Source organism: Halorussus gelatinilyticus (assembly GCF_023238445.1).
GTDB lineage: Archaea > Halobacteriota > Halobacteria > Halobacteriales > Haladaptataceae > Halorussus > Halorussus gelatinilyticus.
On record NZ_CP096658.1, the window covers coordinates 1,098,322 to 1,114,015 of the forward strand.

The following is a 15,694-nucleotide window of genomic DNA, read 5'->3' on the forward strand; positions in this document are numbered from 1 at the left end:
GAGACACGCGAAGCCCGTGAGGCCCGTAACGCCCGCGTCTGGGGCGAACTCGCCGTCGGCCGCGCCGACGGCGAGACCGAGAGTTACCACCTGCGCCACCGGAGCGACCGCGGCGCGCCCGCGTCCGACCTCGAATCGCTGTCCGTCGGCGACCTGCGCGAGACGATTCGGTACGCCGACGACGGGCGCTACCGACCGTTCGCCGGCGAGGCGACCCTGCCGAGCGGATGGGTTTGTGCGGACCTCGGCCGCGAGACGTTCCTGCGAGCGATTTCGACCGTCTACCCCGCGGGCATCGAACACTGGGCCGCCGAGCGCTCGGGCGACCTCGACCCGGTTCCGTTCCGGGCGGTCGCCGAGCGCCAGACCGGCATCTACGACTGCGTGAGCGACTGCTCGCAGGCGGAAGTGTCCGGAACTATCGAAGCGACCTGCGGCAACTGCGCGAAGCGCCGCGCGTGGGACGCCGAGGGCGAACCGCCGGAGTCCGGTTCCGCGGACGCACCGGCCGACGCCGAGGGAGCGATTCCCTGCCGAGAGCCGTGTTCGTTCCTCGTCGCGGCGGCCCGCGAGTTCCACCAGCACGAGGGGACGCCGGGGAGCGACGACGCGGAGAGTCACGGAGCATCGACTTCCGACCGACCAACCGAGAGCGACCCGTCCGCGCCCCGCGGCGACCTGACCGACCCGGCGAACGTCTACCGGGTTCGGTACCGCCGGGCGCGAGACGACCAGAAGGAGCGACCAGAACCATGAGCCATCCGAACCAGAACGCGACCACCGGTACCGCCTACCTCGTCGGCGCGGGACCGGGCGACCCCGAACTGCTGACCGTGAAAGCCCGGCGTCTCCTCGACGAGGCAGACACCGTCCTCCACGACAACCTCGTGGGCGACGACCTCGTTGAGACGATTCCCGAGTGTACGACCCTACAGAACGTCGGCAAGCGACCCGGCGGCGAGCGGACGCCCCAAGCCGAGATAAACGAGATGCTCGTCCGCGAGGCGCGGGCGGGCCGCGACGTGGTGCGACTGAAGGGCGGCGACCCGACCACCTTCGGCCGCGGCGGCGAGGAAGCCGAGTACCTCGCGCGCCACGGCGTCCCCTTCGAGTTCGTGCCCGGCGTCTCCAGCGCCATCGCGGGGCCGAGTTCCGCCGGCATCCCGGCGACCCACCGCGACCACGCCTCGGCGCTCGCGGTCGTCACGGGCCACGAGGACCCGACGAAGGAGGACAGCGCCATCGACTGGGACGCACTGGCCGACATCGTGTCGGCGGGCGGCACGCTCGTCGTCCTGATGGGCGTCGGGCGACTCCCGGACAACGTGGCCGCGCTCAGGGACGAAGGCGTCGCCGAGGACACGCCGGTCGCCATGGTCGAGCGCGCGACGCTCCCGACCGAGCGCACCGTCACCGGAACGCTCGATACCATCGTGGAGCGCTCCCGAGCGGTCGATATCGAACCGCCGGCAGTCACCGTCGTCGGCGACGTGGTGAACGTCCGCGAGACGGTGGCCGACTGCCTCGGCGGCGCGGCGGGAGAGTTGGGTCCGGCGGTCGGCGTCGGCGGCCGCGCCGAGGAGGAGATCGAGGTGAACCAGCGATGAGCGGCGAACAGGTTCGAGACGGCGGGGTCGGTGCCGACGACCTCCCGGAAATCGACGGCGAGTGGCCGCTCCGTCGCCTCCTGACCGAAGTCGTCGGCTCGGGGCCGAAGACCGCCGACGACATGAGATACGAGCAGGCCCGCGAGGCGTTCGCCCGCGTGCTGGTTGGCGACCCGGACGACGCCACGCTCGGCGCGTTCCTGCTGGCGAACCGCTGGAAGGAGAGTACGCCCGCGGAGTTGGCCGGGTTCGTGGACGCGATGCGCGAGCGGTCGGTCGTCGCCGCGACGCCCGACGCCGACCCGGTGGACTGCGGCGGTAACTACGACGGCAAGAAGAAGACGGCCGTGCTGGGCGTCGCCACGGGACTGGTCGCCGCGGCCGCGGGGACGCCCGTGGTCGCCCACAGCGGGCCGTCGCTCCCCGCGAAGCACGGCACGACGTACGGCGACGTGCTGGCCGAGTTAGGCGTCCCGACCGGCGTGGACCCCGCGGCGAGCGCGGCGATGACCGACGAGGTGGGCTTCGGCTTCTACGCCCAGTCGCGGTTCAACCCGGTCGTCCACGACCTGCGGGAGACCCGCGAGTCGGTCGGCGTCCGGACCTCGGTCAACACCGTCGAGACGCTGGCGAACCCGGCGGACGCGACGGTTCACTTCGGGAGCTTCTACCACCTCTCGTACGCCGAGCGCATCGCGGGCACCGTCCGCGAGAGCGCCGAGTTGCCGTTCGAGCGCGTCGTGATGGCCCAAGGCATGGAGGGCTACGACGACGTGCGCCCCGGCACGACGCGGGTCGCCGAGTGGGAGGCCGAGTCGGGCACCGAGGGCGGCCGAATCGAGGACGACGGGGTCGAGACGGCCGACTTCGGCGCGGACTTCGAACGCGAGGAGTTGCGCGTCGATGACCTCCCGGCCGACTCCGCGCGCGTCACCGAGGAGGTTCTGATGGGCGAGCGCGACGGCGCGTTCGCCGACGCGGTGGCGCTCAACGCCGGCTTCCGAATCTACGCGGGCGACGCCGATTCCGTCGGCGAAGGCGTCGAGCGAGCGCGAGACGTCCTCGCCGACGGGAGCGCGGCGAAACGGCTCGACGCGCTCCGCGCGTTCGAGCCGTGAAGACCGCCGTTTCGTGACTCTCTACGCGCGTATCGGACCGACGTATCGCGTCCGATTCCGTCCGGCGCGACGACAACGCTTATTTGAACGCTAATTCAATCGGCTCTCGATGGCCGAAACCGCCGACCGCTTCCGGCGACGCTTCGACGGGCGAACGAGCGACGAGACCGAAACGCGGGGTGGGACATGACCGGCGTCGCCTTCGTCTGCGTCCAGAACGCGGGCCGGAGTCAGATGGCGACCGCGTTCGCGGAACGGGAGAGAGCCGACCGCGGGATGGAGTCGGTCGAAATCGTCACCGGCGGCACCGACCCCGCCGACCGCGTCCACGAGGAGGTGGTCGAGGTGATGGCCGGGCACGACTTCGACCTCTCGGACCGGACGCCCCGCGAGATAACTCACGAGGAGTTGCAGGACTGCGACTACGTCATCACGATGGGCTGTTCGGCCGAGGACGTCTGCCCCGCGACGTGGGCCGGCGAGAACCGCGACTGGGGACTGGACGACCCCGACGGGCGGGACCTCGACGCGGTGCGAGCGATTCGAGACGAAATCGAGGCGCGCGTCGCCGACCTGTTCGACGAACTCGCCGACTGAGTTCGGGCGGTCGTTCCCGAGTAGGAAGATTCTTCCCTGCGCGTGTCCCAGATTCCCCCATGAGTGCGTTTACTGTACGCGGTAAGTTCCAGAGTCGAGACGGCTGGCAGGAGTTCGAGACGAGTATCGAGGCCGACAACGAGGACGTCGCCGAGGAGCGGACCTACACCAACTTCGGCAGTTACCACGGCGTGAAGCGCACGCAACTCGAAATCGAGGAGGTCGAAGCACAATGATGGGCGGCGGCGGCAACCCCGAGCTTCAGGAGCTGTCCCAGCAGTTGCAGGAACTCGAAGAACAGCAGGAGGAACTCGAAGGCGAAATCGAGGACCTGAAAGACGAGAAGGGCGACATCGACGAGGCTATCGAGACCATCGACGCGCTCGACACCGGTTCCATCGTGCAGGTTCCCCTCGGCGGCGGCGCGCACGTCCGCGCGGAGGTTCAGGACTTGGACGAGATCGTCGTGGAACTGGGCGGCGGCTACGCGGCCGAGCGCGACGAGGAGAACGCGGTCGAGACCCTCGAAAACAAGCAGGACACCCTCGACGAGCGCATCTCGGACCTCGAGGACGAGGTCAGCCAGGTCGAAGAGCAGAGTTCGGAACTGGAGCAGAAGGCCCAGCAACTCCAGCAGCAGCAGATGCAGCAGCAGATGCAGCAGATGCAGGGCGAGCAGAACGACGAGGACGAGTAACCGGCGATGTTCGACAGCCTGAAGGACAAACTCGGGAGTTTCCGGAAGGACGTAGAGGAGACGACCGAGGAGAAGGCCGAGGAAGCCGAAGCGGAGGCGGAAGCCGAAGCCGAAGCAACCGCGGAGGCAGACGCGACCGCCGACGCAGAAGCGGACGCGACCGCCGAAGCGGAATCGACCGCCGAGGTGACGGCTGACGCCGGGACGCAGGCGGCGGCCGAACCTGAAACTGCGGAGTCCGAGGAGGACGACTCGTCCTCCGACCGGAGCTTCGCGCAGAAGGCCAAGTCGTTCGCCAAGGGCGAAATCGTCATCGAAGAGCAGGACGTCGAGGACCCCCTCTGGGAGTTGGAGATGGCCCTGCTGGAGAGCGACGTGGAGATGAACGTCGCCAAGGAGATTCTGGAGAACATCCGCGAGGACCTCGTGGGCGCGACCCGCTCGTTCAACAGCGAGACCGCCGACGTGGTCGAGCAGGCGCTCCACGACTCGCTGTTGAAGGTCATCTCGGTCGGCCAGTTCGACTTCGACCAGCGAATCGCGCAGGCCGACAAGCCCGTCACCATCATCTTCACGGGCGTCAACGGCGTCGGCAAGACGACGACCATCGCCAAGCTCTCGCGGTACTTCGAGGAGCAGGGTCTCTCGACGGTGCTGGCGAACGGCGACACCTACCGCGCCGGAGCCAACGAGCAGATTCAGGAGCACGCCGACAACCTCGGCAAGAAGCTCATCTCCCACGAGCAGGGCGGCGACCCCGCGGCGGTCATCTACGACGCCGTGGAGTACGCCGACTCGAACGGCATCGACGTGGTGCTGGGCGACACCGCCGGACGACTCCACACCGACGAGGGGCTGATGGACCAGTTGGAGAAGATCGGTCGCGTCGTGGACCCGGACATGACGCTGTTCGTGGACGAGGCCGTTGCCGGACAGGACGCGGTCCAGCGCGCCAAGCAGTTCAACGAGGCCGCCGAAATCGACGGCGCGGTGCTGACGAAGGCCGACGCCGACTCGCAGGGCGGCGCGGCCATCTCCATCGCGCACGTCACGGGCAAGCCAATCCTCTTCCTCGGCGTCGGGCAGGGCTACGACGACGTCGAGAAGTTCGAGCCGGAGGAGTTGGTCGAGAGTCTCCTCGGCGACGAGGAGTAGTCCGACCCTTTTTCGCCGTCGGTCGCGGTCACCGTCGCTGGTGTTTTACCGCGACGACGACGTTCACCGCGATGAGCGCCGTCGTCACCAGACCGAGCGTAAAGAGTTCGACCGGAAGGTTCCGGAAGACGAGCCAATACGCCGTCAGCAGAAGACCGAGCGCGGCGACGATGTTGTACGCGTCAGCCGCCAGTTCGCTCGCCAGTCCGGTGTCGCCGCTCGCGTCGCCTGCCACGTCGGTGCGTTCGGGCGTCGTTGCCACCGAGCTATCGCGTGCCTTGTTTAAATCGCGTGCCATACATTGAAATTACGCGGACGGGAGTTTCTGCCGGCATCTAATAAGCGTATCGGCCGATTCGATGCGGGACGGTCGGGAATCCGCGGAAGAACGGCCGAGAATTTACGGAGGGTCGGTGAGTCTCGTCGCACGGAAGACGATCGTCGTCCACACGACCATCACGTTCGACGCGGAGCGCCGTGACGAGGCGATAGCGCTCGTCGATGACTTGGTCGAGCAGTCACGGAACGAGGCCGGAACGGTCAGGTACCGAGCGATGACCGACATCGGCGACGAAAACACGGTCCGATTCTTCGAACAGTACGAAGACGAAGAGGCGTGGACTGCACACACCGAAAGCGACCACTATCGGCGGTTCACCGACCGACTTCCCGAACTGGTCGACGGCACGATGGAGACGATCAACCTCGTGGACGCCGAACCGAACGTCCACACGTTCACCGTCGAGGATCTGGCCGAGTAGCGGATCGGTCGGTGCCGCCTCGAATCGAGGCTCGCCCGAGAAAAAGGCTTTAACGGTCACGCGGTCTATCCTACGGTAACAATGGTACTCGACGACTTGGGAAGTTCCCTCCGCGACTCCCTCGGCCAACTCAGCGGGCAGTCCCGCGTGACCGAGGAGGACGTGGAGGACATCGTCAAGGAGATTCAGCGCTCGCTCCTGCAGGCCGACGTCGAAGTCAGCCTCGTGATGGACCTCTCGGACTCCATCAAGGAGCGCGCACTGGAGGAGGAGTCCCCGGCGGGCACCTCCGCTCGGGACCACGTTCTGAGCATCGTCTACGAGGAGATGGTGGACCTCGTGGGCGACAGCACCGAGATTCCGCTGGAGAACCAGACCATCCTGCTCGCCGGCCTGCAGGGGTCGGGGAAGACGACCACGTCCGCGAAGATGGCGTGGTGGTTCGCCAAGAAGGGCCTCCGTCCCGCCATCGTCCAGACCGACACCTTCCGGCCCGGCGCGTACGACCAGGCCAAGGAGATGGCGAGTCGCGCCGAGGTGGACTTCTACGGCGACCCCGACGAGGAGGACCCCGTGGAAATCGCCCGGAAGGGCCTCGAAGAGACGGACGAGGCCGACGTTCACATCGTGGACACCGCGGGTCGCCACGCGCTCGAGGACGACCTCATCGCCGAAATCGAGGAGATAGAGCGCGCGGTCGAACCCGACCGCAATCTGCTCGTCCTCGACGCCGCGATCGGGCAGGGCGCGAAGGACCAAGCCCGCCAGTTCGACGACTCCATCGGTATCGACGGCGTGGCCATCACGAAACTCGACGGGACCGCGAAAGGTGGCGGGGCGCTGACCGCGGTCAACGAGACCGACTCGTCCATCGCCTTCCTCGGGACCGGCGAGGAGGTCCGGGACATCGAGCGCTTCGAGCCGTCGGGCTTCATCTCGCGCCTGCTCGGGATGGGCGACCTCAAACAGCTCACCGAGCGCGTCGAGCGCGCGATGGAGGAGACCCAGCAGGAGGAGGAAGACTGGGACCCCGAGGACATGCTCAAGGGCGAGTTCACCCTGAAGGACATGCGCCGCCAGATGCAAGCGATGAACAACATGGGGCCGCTCGACCAGGTGATGGACATGATTCCCGGCATGGGCGGCGGCCTGATGGACGAACTCCCCGACGACGCGATGGACGTGACCCAGGACCGGATGCGGGACTTCGAGGTCGTCATGGACTCGATGACCGAGTTGGAACTCGAGAACCCCCGCGCCATCGGCGCGAGTCAGGTCGAGCGCATCGCCCGCGGAAGCGGGAAGGACGAGGAGCGCGTGCGCGAACTCCTCGAACAGCACAAGATGATGTCCCAGACGCTCAAGCAGTTCCAAGGCATGGGCCAAGGCAACATGGAGCGCATGATGAAGAAGATGGGCGGCGGTGGCGGCGGTGGCGGCGGCATGGGTGGCATGGGACCGTTCGGCGACTGATTCGACCGCCGAGTCGTCGTAACCGGCTTGGTTTCAGTTTCTTCACTTCTCCGGGTACAATCCTGTAAACACCGAATAATCAACTTCCGTGACTTGTAACTCGTTTCGTATGAGCGAGCACGGCGACCCGGACGCCCAAGTAGACGAGTTCCTCGAACTCTAGCGGGAACTCAGCACCGGGCAGCAGACCCGTCGAACCTACGACGAGGGGAACGTCGCGGAGGCCGCGAAGATTCCCGCCGCGGAGGTCCCCGACGACTACCCGGTCCCCATCGAGACCCGACAGGCGCTCCAGTTGAACGTCGAGACGCCCGACGGCGAGACGGTGACGACGTATCTGGAGTGGCCCGGAGAAGGCGGCGAGGCGCAACGCGCCTCGAATGCGAGCGGGGAGGGAGGTGACCCGCGAGCGAGCGACCACGTCGACCAACTCCTCGACGCGCTCGGCCGGGACCACAGCGAGTTCGCCAACGTCTACGGCGACCGGGTGGCCCTCACCGCCGAGGACGGCTGGCACGGCATCGACGCCGAGAAGACCGCGGCGATGCGCGGCGCAGAGAGAGCCAGCGCCGACGACTCGCTGGACACGACGCGGAATCTCGTCGCGGGCGCGGTCGGCGTCGGAGCGCTCGGATTCACCCTCTCGAACGCGCTGTTCGACGCGGTCGCTACCCTCGGTGGGTTCTTCATGGTCCTCGCGTGGCTCGCTATTCCGGGTGCGATGTACTTCGACATCTCGCGCGTCTCGGAGGTCGCCGGATGGCCGTCGAAGACCGGGCGATGGCTCGCGGGTGCCGCCGTCCCGATAGCGAACGTTCCGGTCGGGATGGCGTATCTCGTCGACCGCGAAGTCAGACTCTCCGGCACGACCGCAGGGGACGTCTCCGAACTGTGGTACAAGAGCGTCCTCGTCAGCGTCGGACTCATGGTTATCGGATACGTGACCATGGGACTGTTCGGGGCCTTCGGCGCGGCCGTATTCGTGTACGGCTGGTTCTTCCTCCCGTTCGCGCTCTACTTCGACGCCGAGTACGTCGAAGACGCGACCGACTGGGACCCCAACGAGGAGCTGTGGGCGCTCGGTGCGCTCCTCGACGTCGTCTTCGCACCGCTCGTCGGCGGCGGGTATCTCGTCCGACGGCGACAGGCGCTGAACTGACGACGACCGACCCGCCCGTTTTTTTGCCTCGGAACTACTTCGTCACGATAGATGTCCGTCCGCGAAGTCGCCGCGCAGGCGTACCGAGAGGCCCTCCCCGCGCTGGCCGCGAGCGTCGTCGGCGGGCTGTTCGCCGGGGTCGTCCTCGGCGGGATGCGCGCGGAGTTACGCGCCGTGCCCGGCCTGCTCGTTCTCGTGCCCGCGCTGCTGGCCACCCGCGGGAACGTCTACGGTTCGCTCGGCGCGCGCCTCTCGACCGGACTCCATCAGGGTCTGGTCGAACCCCGATTCGGCTACGACGACCGACTGGCGGCGGCCGTCGCCGCGGCGCTCGCCAACGGGATTCTGGCCAGCCTCTTCGCGTCGGTCGTCGCGTTCGCGGTCCTCGGACTGCTCGGCGACGCGGTCGCGCCGCTGTTCACCCTGCTCGCCATCGCGCTCGTCGCGGGCCTGCTCTCGGGCGTCGCGCTCACGGTCGCGGTCGTCTCGGTCGTCTTCGTCGGTTTCCGTCGGGGGTACAACCCCGACACGCTGGTCGGCCCGCTGGTGACGACGACCGGCGACGTGTTCGGTATCGCCTTCCTCCTGCTCGCGGTCAGACTCGTCTTGGCGCTCGGGGGGATGTGAGTGCAGACCGAGTGGAGCGTCCGGGCCATCACGCGAGCGACCCTGCCGGTCCTGCTCGGACTCACGGTGGTCGAAATCGGGAGCGGTCTCGTGTTGGGGAGCTTCGAGACGGCTCTGCTGACCTACCCGTCGCTGCTGACGCTCGTGCCCGTGACCATCGGGACCGCAGGGAATCTGGGAAGCGTGCTGGCCGCGCGCCTCTCGACGGCGTTCCACCTCGGGACGCTCTCCTTCGACCCGACCGACGACCAACTCGCGGGCAACGCGGTGGCGACGGTGGCGCTCGCGCTGACCATCTTCCCGGTCGTGGGCGCGGGCGCGTGGACGCTCTCGCTTGCGCTCGGGAACGCGCGACTCCCGCTTCTCACGGTCGTCGCGGTGGCGCTGGCCAGCGGCGCGGCGCTCGCGGTGGTCGCCGTCGCGGTGACGCTGGTGGCGACCTACGCGGCCTACCGCTTCGAGTTGGACCCCGACGACGTGGTGATTCCGGTCGTCACGAACGTCTGCGACGTGCTGGGCGTCGTGGTGCTGTTCGTCGTGGTGCAGGTGTTGGTGTGAGCCAGTCGTGTCGTCAGCACAAGAGGTTTACCGAGTCAGCAAGCAGTCTCGACCATGCGACGCCGAACCGCCCTGAAATCCCTCGCCAGCGCGTCTGTCGGCCTCTCGGTAGCCGGGTGTCTCGGTGCCGAGGAGGAACCCGGAACCGCGACGAGTCGCACGTCTGCGACGACCCGGACGACCGACGCCCCTGTGACCGAGACGGGAGAGCCCACCACGACCGAATCCTCGGTGGGGACCACGACTGACACCACCACCGACGCGCCGGAGGAGACCCGGACGACGACCCACGAGTGCCCAGCAAAAGGCCAGCCAGCGCCGCCCTGCGGCGGCGACTGGAAGCGCCTGAACGCCGCGACCTCCGGCGACGTTTCTCGGGGCACCGCCGGAGGCTTCGAGTTGACCGCCGAACCGACGACCCTCTCGCTCGGCGACTGCGTGACGTTCAGACTCACAAACCGGAGCGGAGAGAAGCGAACGACCGGAATCAGAGAGTGCTACGATATCCATCGCAAGACCGACGGCGGCTGGCAGTCGGTGCTGTTCACGAAGCGTCGCGGCTACATCGACCTCGGTATCTGGCAGGAACCGGGCGAGGGGTTCGTCTGGAAGCGGCGACTCTCGCAGGCGGGGTTGTCGGGCCACAGCGAACGCCACGAGGTCAGAGCCTGCGAACCGCTCGAACCCGGTACCTACCGGTTCGTCTACTGGGGCGGTGCGGGACACTTCGACTCAATCGCCGCCGAGTTCGAGGTTACTGAATAGTCGAGAAAGTTACGCCACGCCACCACCACGCGTCTCGAACTCTTCGTACTCCTCGTTTTCCACGACCCGCTTCAACTGCTCGACGACCTCCCAGACGTCCTCGAAACTCGTGTACAGCGGCGAGGGACAGACCCGGACGACGTTCGGCGGCCGGAAGTCCACGACGACGCCGCGCTCCTTCAGCGCCTCGCCGACCCGGTAGGCCTCTGGATGCTCGATTGCGACGTGGCCGCCCCGGCGTTCGGGGTCCCGAGGAGTGCCGACCTCGCAGTCGGGCAGGCGCTCGTCCACGAGGAAGACGAGGTACTCCGTGAGCGCGACGGACTTCACCCGGACCGCCTCGATGCCGGCGGCCACGGCGTCGGCGGCGTCGGTCGGAGTCGCGTCGGCGACGTCGGTCGCCGCGGCGAGGCCCGTCTCGCCCGCGTCCTCGAAGATCTCCAGCGACCCCGCGAGCGGCGCGGCCGAGAGGATCGGAATCGTGCCGATCTGGTAGGCTCCGGCGTCGTCGGCGGGCGTGTAGGTCGGGTTCATCTCGAACTGCGTCTCCTTGTCGTGGCCCCACCAGCCGGCGAGCGCGGGCCGAGCGTCGAAGTGGTCCTCGTTGACGTACAGGCCCGCGATGGCTCCAGGTCCCGAGTTGAGGTACTTGTAGCTACACCAGACCGCGAAATCGACGCCGTGTCGGGAGAGGTCGTGGGGCACGACGCCGACCGAGTGCGCGAGGTCGAACCCCGCCAGAATCCCCCGCTCGTGGGCGGCCTCCGTAATCGCCGCCACGTCGAGCAACTGGCCGCTCCGGTAGAGGACCGACGGCAGGAACACCATCGCGGTGTCGTCGTCCAGCGCGTCGATGATGTCCTCGGTCTCGACGGTCCGACCGTCGCGGCTCTCGACCACGGTCAGCGCCTCGTCGGGGTCCACGCCGCGCTGGCGCAACTGCGCGCGGACGGCGTAGTGGTCGGTCGGGAAGTCCAACTCGTCCACGACGATTTTCGTCCCCTCCGCGCGGTCGTAGAACGTTCCGACCAGCGTGTGGATGTTGACCGTCGTGGAGTTGGCGACGACGACTTCGGACTCGTCGGCGCCGACCAGCGGCGCGAGTCGGTCGCCCAACCGCTCGCCGTAGTAGAACCACGGCGGGTCGGCGTCGGTCCACCCGCGGATGGCGAGGTCCTTCCACTCGGCGACGGCCCGGTCGAGCGCCGCCTCGGCGTCCGCCGAGCAGAGGCCCAGCGAGTTGCCGTCGAAGTACCACTCGTCGTCGGGGTCGTAGAATCGGTCGGCGAGGTGGGCCAACGGGTCGCCAGCGTCGCGCTCGGCGGCGTAGTCGGCCCCGAGTTCGAAGTCGTCGGCGTTCATGTGGGGAGCGAGCGGTGCGAGCGGTATATCGTTTGGCACTCGACGGGGGTCGGGTCGGCGGGCCGTCGGCCGACGGCCCGCCGACCGCTCGCTACCGCTGTCCGCTCGCTATCGGCCGTCCGTGCCGTCGTCCGACGTTTCGGCGTCCACATCGTCATCCAGCGTTCCGTCGTCCGTGCCGTCGCCCGTCGTTCCGTCGTCCGCGTCGTCTGGCGGCGTTTCGACGCCCGTGAACTCGAAGCGCGCGCCGCCCGCCTCGCCGTCCGTGATGGCGAACCCCCACCCGTAGACGTTCGCCAGTTCCGCCACGAACGTCAGTCCGAGACCGGTTCCGCCGTCGTGGGTCGTGTACCCCGGCTCGACGACGTCCTCGCGTTCGTCCTCGGGGATTCCCGGCCCCGTGTCCTCGACGTAGAAGCCGTCGGCCAGCGCCCCGACCCGGACCGCGACCGACCCGTCGCTGTGCTCGACGGCGTTCCGGAACAGGTTCTGGAGTAGCTGTCGGAGGTGCATCGGATTCACGGACAGCGTCCGCGTGGACGCGACTTCGAACTCGGCGTCGTCGCTCTCGACGTCGGCCCACGCGTCCTCGACCGCCGCGGCGAGATCGACGGTCTCCCTGTCGCCGACCTCGTCGAGGCCCCGAGCGAGTATCAACAGCACGTCGATTATCTCGTCGATTCGGTCGAGGGCCTCCCCGACCTGCTCGACGGTCGCGGTGTCCTCGCTGTCGAGGAGGTCGAGGTATATCATCGCGATTTCGAGCGGGTTCCGGAGTTCGTGGGCGAGCATGCTGGCGAACCTGTCGAGGCGCTCGTTCTGGCGTCGTAGCCGTCGCTTGCGCGCCTCGCGCTCCGAGACGTCCACCATGGTGACGACCGCCCGCTGTATCGCTCCGTCGTCGTCCCGAATCGGCATGGCGTGGAACAGGACGGTGCGGCGCTCGCCGTCGAACCCCTCGATTTCGATGAGGTCGGGGGCGGTCACCTCCTCGCCTCGGAGCGCCCGAGCGAGCGGCCACTCCTCCGGTTCGACCGGGTTCCCGGTGTCGGCCCACCAGCCGGCGTACTGTTCGTACTCGGCGACAGAGTCCGCGTCGGCGAACCCGCCCCACGTCCGCCTCGCCGTCTGGTTGGCCTCGACGAGCGACCCGTGGGCGTCGGCGACGATGATGCCGACCGGGAGCATCCGGACGAGCATCCGGAGTTGCTGTCTGTTCTTCTCGAGTTCGCGTTCGACCCGCTTGCGCTCCGAGATGTCGCGGAGCATCCCGACGAAGAAGCGGTCGCCGTCGTGGGTGAACTCGTTGAACGAGATGCCGAGGGGTACCTCGTGGCCCTCCCGGTGCAGGCCCGGCAGTTCGACGTACGTCCAGTCGATGTGCTTCTCGCCGGTGTCGAGGTACCGCTGGAACGCCTCTCGGTGGTCGTCTCTGAGTCGGTCGGGGATGATGTTCATCTTCGACGCGCCGACGAGGTCCTCGGGGTCGTACCCGAGGATGCGTTCGACCGCGGGGTTCGCGTACTGAATCTCGCTGGCGGCGTCTAACATGACGATGCCGTCCGCGGACGCTTCGGCGAGCGCGGCGAACGCTTTCCACTGTTCCCCGGAACCGGCAGGTCCACCCGGCAGTGTGTCCGTCGACTCCCCCATTGCGCCCGATTCGAGTCTCGAAGTAATAAGGCCGTGGGCACACCTCGTGTCGGCTATTCGGCGGGGTGATGCTCGACGTCGGTGACGGTCGCCCGCCAGTAGGACAGGTCGCCGTCGGGCAGGTTCCACTCGACTTCGCCTTCGGTCGGGACGAGCAGGTCGTTTCGCTCCCGGTAGTCCCGGAGACGGACCGTCCACGCCGTCCGCTCGTAACTCCCGTCGTCGGTCGCGCGGGGGCGTTCGGCCGCGATGCGCTCGACTCGGTGGTCGTCGCCGAAGTGGAACACGGCGCTCGCCGTCGCGTCGCCGTGTTCGACGGTCGCCAGCGCCGAGTCGTCGCCTCTTGCCTCCCACTCGACGCCTTCGCCGGGAACGAGCGCGGTCGGGAACCAGACCGTCTCGGCGAGATACCGGAGGAGTTCGCCCTCGTCGAGCGCCGGGCCGGGGTCGGCGTTCGCGACCGGAAGCGCCCCGAAGACTGCGGCGCGGAGCGACCCCGTACCGCCGACGTAGGCGTCCACGGCCCGAATCGGAACGAACGGGGCCAGTTCGACGGTCGCGTCCCAGACGAACCCCGGCGGCCGGACGGTGAACCGCTGGGTGGCCTCGAGCGGTTTCCACGGCGCGTCGGCCCCGCCGAGTCGGAACTCGCCGCGCTGTTCCAGTCGCACCGCCCGGACGTACGACCGCCCGTCTCGAATCGCGTGGTCGAGGTAGTCGCCGACCGGGTCGGGCAGGCCCGTCAGGTCGTCGTCCGTGACCGTGCGGTCGGTGTCCGTGACGATTCGGCGCTCGCCCGCGACCGCTCGCTCGGGGCGGCCCTCGGCGTCCGCGAGCAGTTCGTCCGTGAGAGCGGCGGTCTCTCGGTCGAAGCGGGCGCGGCCGACCGCGGCGGTCGCGCCGACACCGACCGCGGCCGCACCGAGTCCCTTCAGAGCGGTCGTGACTCGCATACGTCCCGTTCGCTCTCGGTCGCCAAGAGCGTCGTGGCGCGACCGAGCGGATTCCCCGACGACGAGTGGCGAGCGAGTCCCGACCACCGGCTACTTTCCGCTCGCCAGCCTACGCCCCGGCATGACCGAACCCCTGCGCACCGAGCTGGACCCGGAGGTAACCGACGTAATCGCGGACATCGAGTCGGCGGGCGTGCCCGAGTGGTCGGCCATGTCGGTCGAGTCCGCCCGCCGCGTCGAGGACGAGGTGTTCTCCGGCGGCGACCCGCCGGAGGTCGAGTTCGTCCGCGAGTTGGCGATTCCGGGGCCGGACGGGTCCGCGGGCGACCGAACCCCGGAGATTCCGATTCGGGTCTACCGGCACGCCGACCCCGGCGGAGACGCCGACCCCGCGCCGGTGCTGGTCTACTACCACGGCGGCGGGTGGGTCCTCGGCACGCTCGACTCCATCGACGGGGTCTGTCGCCGCCTCGCCCGCCGTGGGGAGTGCGTCGTCGTCTCGGTCGATTACCGACTCGCGCCCGAACACCCCTTCCCCGCCGCGGTGGACGACGCCGACGCCGCGCTCCGGTGGGTCGCCGACCACGCCGCGTCGTTCGGCGGCGACCCCGAACGCCTCGCCGTCGGCGGCACCAGCGCGGGCGGGAACCTCGCCGCCGTGACGGCACTGCGGGCGAGAGACGCGCGACGGGACTCCGAGCGCGACGACCCGCCCGCCGTCGCGCGCCAGTTCCTCTTCTACCCCATCACCGACTACGCCTTCGACACCGACTCCTACGCCGAGAACGCCGACGGGCCGCTCCTGACCGAGGCGGACATGCGCTGGTTCTGGGACCGGTACCTCCGGAGCGACGTGGACGGCGCGAACCCCTACGCCTCGCCGCTCCGCGCGCCCGACCTCTCTGGCCTCCCGCCCGCGACGGTCGTGACCTGCGGGTTCGACCCGCTCCGCGACGAGGGCGTGGCCTACGCGGAGCGACTCGCGGCGGCGGGCGTCGAGGTCCGCCACGACCACCACCCCGACCAACCCCACGGCTTCCTGAGTACGGCGGCGTCGGTGGCCGCGGCGGACGCGGCGCTGGACGAAATCGGCGCGGAGTTGCGGTCGTTGTAGAGCGCGATTTCGGCGTCGTTTCGACCCGTGACTGCTCTCGGAAGCATCGAATCGACCGCGCTGAAAGAACGGAAATCGACGAGGATCGTCGGAAA

17 protein-coding genes and 1 pseudogene are annotated in these 15,694 nt (G+C 68.4%); 14 read left to right on the forward strand and 4 right to left on the reverse strand.

Features of this window, described 5'->3' with window-relative positions; all coding sequences use genetic code 11:
* Positions 1-30: 30 nt before the first annotated feature.
* The 7 genes and pseudogenes from M0R88_RS18805 to ftsY all read left to right on the forward strand — a co-directional run.
* Positions 31-756: pseudogene (locus tag M0R88_RS18805) on the forward strand (DR2241 family protein); the annotation flags it as partial.
* On the forward strand, positions 753-1,607 hold the full coding sequence (gene cobA, locus M0R88_RS05785) for a uroporphyrinogen-III C-methyltransferase (RefSeq protein ID WP_248656009.1): 855 nt from the start codon (positions 753-755) through the stop codon (positions 1,605-1,607). The pseudogene M0R88_RS18805 and the gene cobA, both read left to right, overlap by 4 nt.
* The gene (locus M0R88_RS05790; RefSeq protein WP_248656010.1) at positions 1,604-2,725 is read left to right on the forward strand and encodes an anthranilate phosphoribosyltransferase; all 1,122 of its coding nucleotides are present in this window, start codon (positions 1,604-1,606) and stop codon (positions 2,723-2,725) included. The genes cobA and M0R88_RS05790 overlap by 4 nt, the downstream gene beginning before the upstream one ends.
* Before the next feature lie 186 nt (positions 2,726-2,911).
* Positions 2,912-3,322, forward strand: coding sequence for an arsenate-mycothiol transferase ArsC (locus M0R88_RS05795; protein ID WP_248656011.1), 411 nt, complete (start codon positions 2,912-2,914; stop codon positions 3,320-3,322).
* 59 nt (positions 3,323-3,381) lie between these two features.
* Complete coding sequence (gene rpl18a, locus M0R88_RS05800) at positions 3,382-3,558, forward strand: 50S ribosomal protein L18Ae (protein ID WP_248656012.1); 177 nt, start codon at positions 3,382-3,384, stop codon at positions 3,556-3,558.
* A complete protein-coding gene (pfdA, locus tag M0R88_RS05805) occupies positions 3,558-4,019 on the forward strand; it encodes a prefoldin subunit alpha (RefSeq protein WP_248656761.1) in 462 nt (153 codons plus the stop codon). The genes rpl18a and pfdA overlap by 1 nt, the downstream gene beginning before the upstream one ends.
* A 6-nt stretch (positions 4,020-4,025) precedes the next feature.
* Positions 4,026-5,174 (forward strand): signal recognition particle-docking protein FtsY, encoded by a 1,149-nt coding sequence (gene ftsY / locus M0R88_RS05810; protein WP_248656013.1) that lies wholly within the window; start codon positions 4,026-4,028, stop codon positions 5,172-5,174.
* 28 nt (positions 5,175-5,202) lie between these two features.
* On the opposite strand, the gene M0R88_RS05815 is transcribed toward ftsY, so the two are convergent.
* Positions 5,203-5,436, reverse strand: a complete 234-nt coding sequence (locus M0R88_RS05815; RefSeq protein ID WP_248656014.1) for a hypothetical protein — start codon at positions 5,434-5,436, stop codon at positions 5,203-5,205.
* 151 nt (positions 5,437-5,587) lie between these two features.
* Here M0R88_RS05815 and M0R88_RS05820 point away from each other — a divergent pair, with 151 nt between their 5' ends.
* The 6 genes from M0R88_RS05820 to M0R88_RS05845 all read left to right on the forward strand — a co-directional run bounded on the left by M0R88_RS05820 (position 5,588) and on the right by M0R88_RS05845 (position 10,517).
* Positions 5,588-5,935 carry a putative quinol monooxygenase gene (locus tag M0R88_RS05820; protein WP_248656015.1) on the forward strand — a complete coding sequence of 116 codons (348 nt, stop codon included), beginning with the start codon at positions 5,588-5,590 and terminating at the stop codon, positions 5,933-5,935.
* Between the two features lie 81 nt (positions 5,936-6,016).
* Positions 6,017-7,408, forward strand: a complete 1,392-nt coding sequence (locus M0R88_RS05825) for a signal recognition particle protein Srp54 (protein WP_248656016.1) — start codon at positions 6,017-6,019, stop codon at positions 7,406-7,408.
* Between the two features lie 295 nt (positions 7,409-7,703).
* Complete coding sequence (locus M0R88_RS05830) at positions 7,704-8,567, forward strand: hypothetical protein (protein ID WP_248656017.1); 864 nt, start codon at positions 7,704-7,706, stop codon at positions 8,565-8,567.
* 51 nt (positions 8,568-8,618) lie between these two features.
* A complete protein-coding gene (locus M0R88_RS05835) occupies positions 8,619-9,194 on the forward strand; it encodes a magnesium transporter (protein WP_248656018.1) in 576 nt (191 codons plus the stop codon).
* Complete coding sequence (locus M0R88_RS05840; RefSeq protein ID WP_248656019.1) at positions 9,195-9,752, forward strand: magnesium transporter; 558 nt, start codon at positions 9,195-9,197, stop codon at positions 9,750-9,752.
* 54 nt (positions 9,753-9,806) lie between these two features.
* Positions 9,807-10,517 carry a hypothetical protein gene (locus M0R88_RS05845; protein WP_248656020.1) on the forward strand — a complete coding sequence of 237 codons (711 nt, stop codon included), beginning with the start codon at positions 9,807-9,809 and terminating at the stop codon, positions 10,515-10,517.
* A 9-nt stretch (positions 10,518-10,526) separates the two neighbouring features.
* On the opposite strand, the gene kynU is transcribed toward M0R88_RS05845, so the two are convergent.
* From kynU to M0R88_RS05860, 3 genes are all read right to left on the reverse strand, one after another.
* Positions 10,527-11,879 carry a kynureninase gene (gene kynU / locus M0R88_RS05850; RefSeq protein WP_248656021.1) on the reverse strand — a complete coding sequence of 451 codons (1,353 nt, stop codon included), beginning with the start codon at positions 11,877-11,879 and terminating at the stop codon, positions 10,527-10,529.
* A gap of 108 nt (positions 11,880-11,987) precedes the next feature.
* Positions 11,988-13,532, reverse strand: a complete 1,545-nt coding sequence (locus M0R88_RS05855) for a PAS domain S-box protein (RefSeq protein WP_248656022.1) — start codon at positions 13,530-13,532, stop codon at positions 11,988-11,990.
* A gap of 53 nt (positions 13,533-13,585) precedes the next feature.
* Complete coding sequence (locus M0R88_RS05860; protein WP_248656023.1) at positions 13,586-14,485, reverse strand: DUF6544 family protein; 900 nt, start codon at positions 14,483-14,485, stop codon at positions 13,586-13,588.
* Between the two features lie 121 nt (positions 14,486-14,606).
* Between M0R88_RS05860 and lipP1 the strand changes: the two genes are divergently transcribed.
* Entirely contained in the window at positions 14,607-15,599 is a 993-nt protein-coding gene (gene lipP1 / locus M0R88_RS05865) for a LipP1 family hormone-sensitive lipase (RefSeq protein WP_248656024.1), read from the forward strand.
* The last annotated feature ends 95 nt before the right edge of the window (positions 15,600-15,694 follow it).

Excerpts from the sequence above, each read along its gene's own strand:
- cobA (WP_248656009.1), top strand. The coding sequence starts at position 753 with ATGAGCCATCCGAACCAGAACGCGACCACCGGTACCGCCTACCTCGTC.
- M0R88_RS05790 (WP_248656010.1), top strand. The coding sequence starts at position 1,604 with ATGAGCGGCGAACAGGTTCGAGACGGCGGGGTCGGTGCCGACGACCTC.
- M0R88_RS05795 (WP_248656011.1), top strand. The coding sequence starts at position 2,912 with ATGACCGGCGTCGCCTTCGTCTGCGTCCAGAACGCGGGCCGGAGTCAG.
- rpl18a (WP_248656012.1), top strand. The coding sequence starts at position 3,382 with ATGAGTGCGTTTACTGTACGCGGTAAGTTCCAGAGTCGAGACGGCTGG.
- pfdA (WP_248656761.1), top strand. The coding sequence starts at position 3,558 with ATGGGCGGCGGCGGCAACCCCGAGCTTCAGGAGCTGTCCCAGCAGTTG.
- ftsY (WP_248656013.1), top strand. The coding sequence starts at position 4,026 with ATGTTCGACAGCCTGAAGGACAAACTCGGGAGTTTCCGGAAGGACGTA.
- M0R88_RS05825 (WP_248656016.1), top strand. The coding sequence starts at position 6,017 with ATGGTACTCGACGACTTGGGAAGTTCCCTCCGCGACTCCCTCGGCCAA.
- M0R88_RS05835 (WP_248656018.1), top strand. The coding sequence starts at position 8,619 with ATGTCCGTCCGCGAAGTCGCCGCGCAGGCGTACCGAGAGGCCCTCCCC.
- M0R88_RS05845 (WP_248656020.1), top strand. The coding sequence starts at position 9,807 with ATGCGACGCCGAACCGCCCTGAAATCCCTCGCCAGCGCGTCTGTCGGC.
- kynU (WP_248656021.1), bottom strand. The coding sequence starts at position 11,879 with ATGAACGCCGACGACTTCGAACTCGGGGCCGACTACGCCGCCGAGCGC.
- M0R88_RS05855 (WP_248656022.1), bottom strand. The coding sequence starts at position 13,532 with ATGGGGGAGTCGACGGACACACTGCCGGGTGGACCTGCCGGTTCCGGG.
- M0R88_RS05860 (WP_248656023.1), bottom strand. The coding sequence starts at position 14,485 with ATGCGAGTCACGACCGCTCTGAAGGGACTCGGTGCGGCCGCGGTCGGT.
- lipP1 (WP_248656024.1), top strand. The coding sequence starts at position 14,607 with ATGACCGAACCCCTGCGCACCGAGCTGGACCCGGAGGTAACCGACGTA.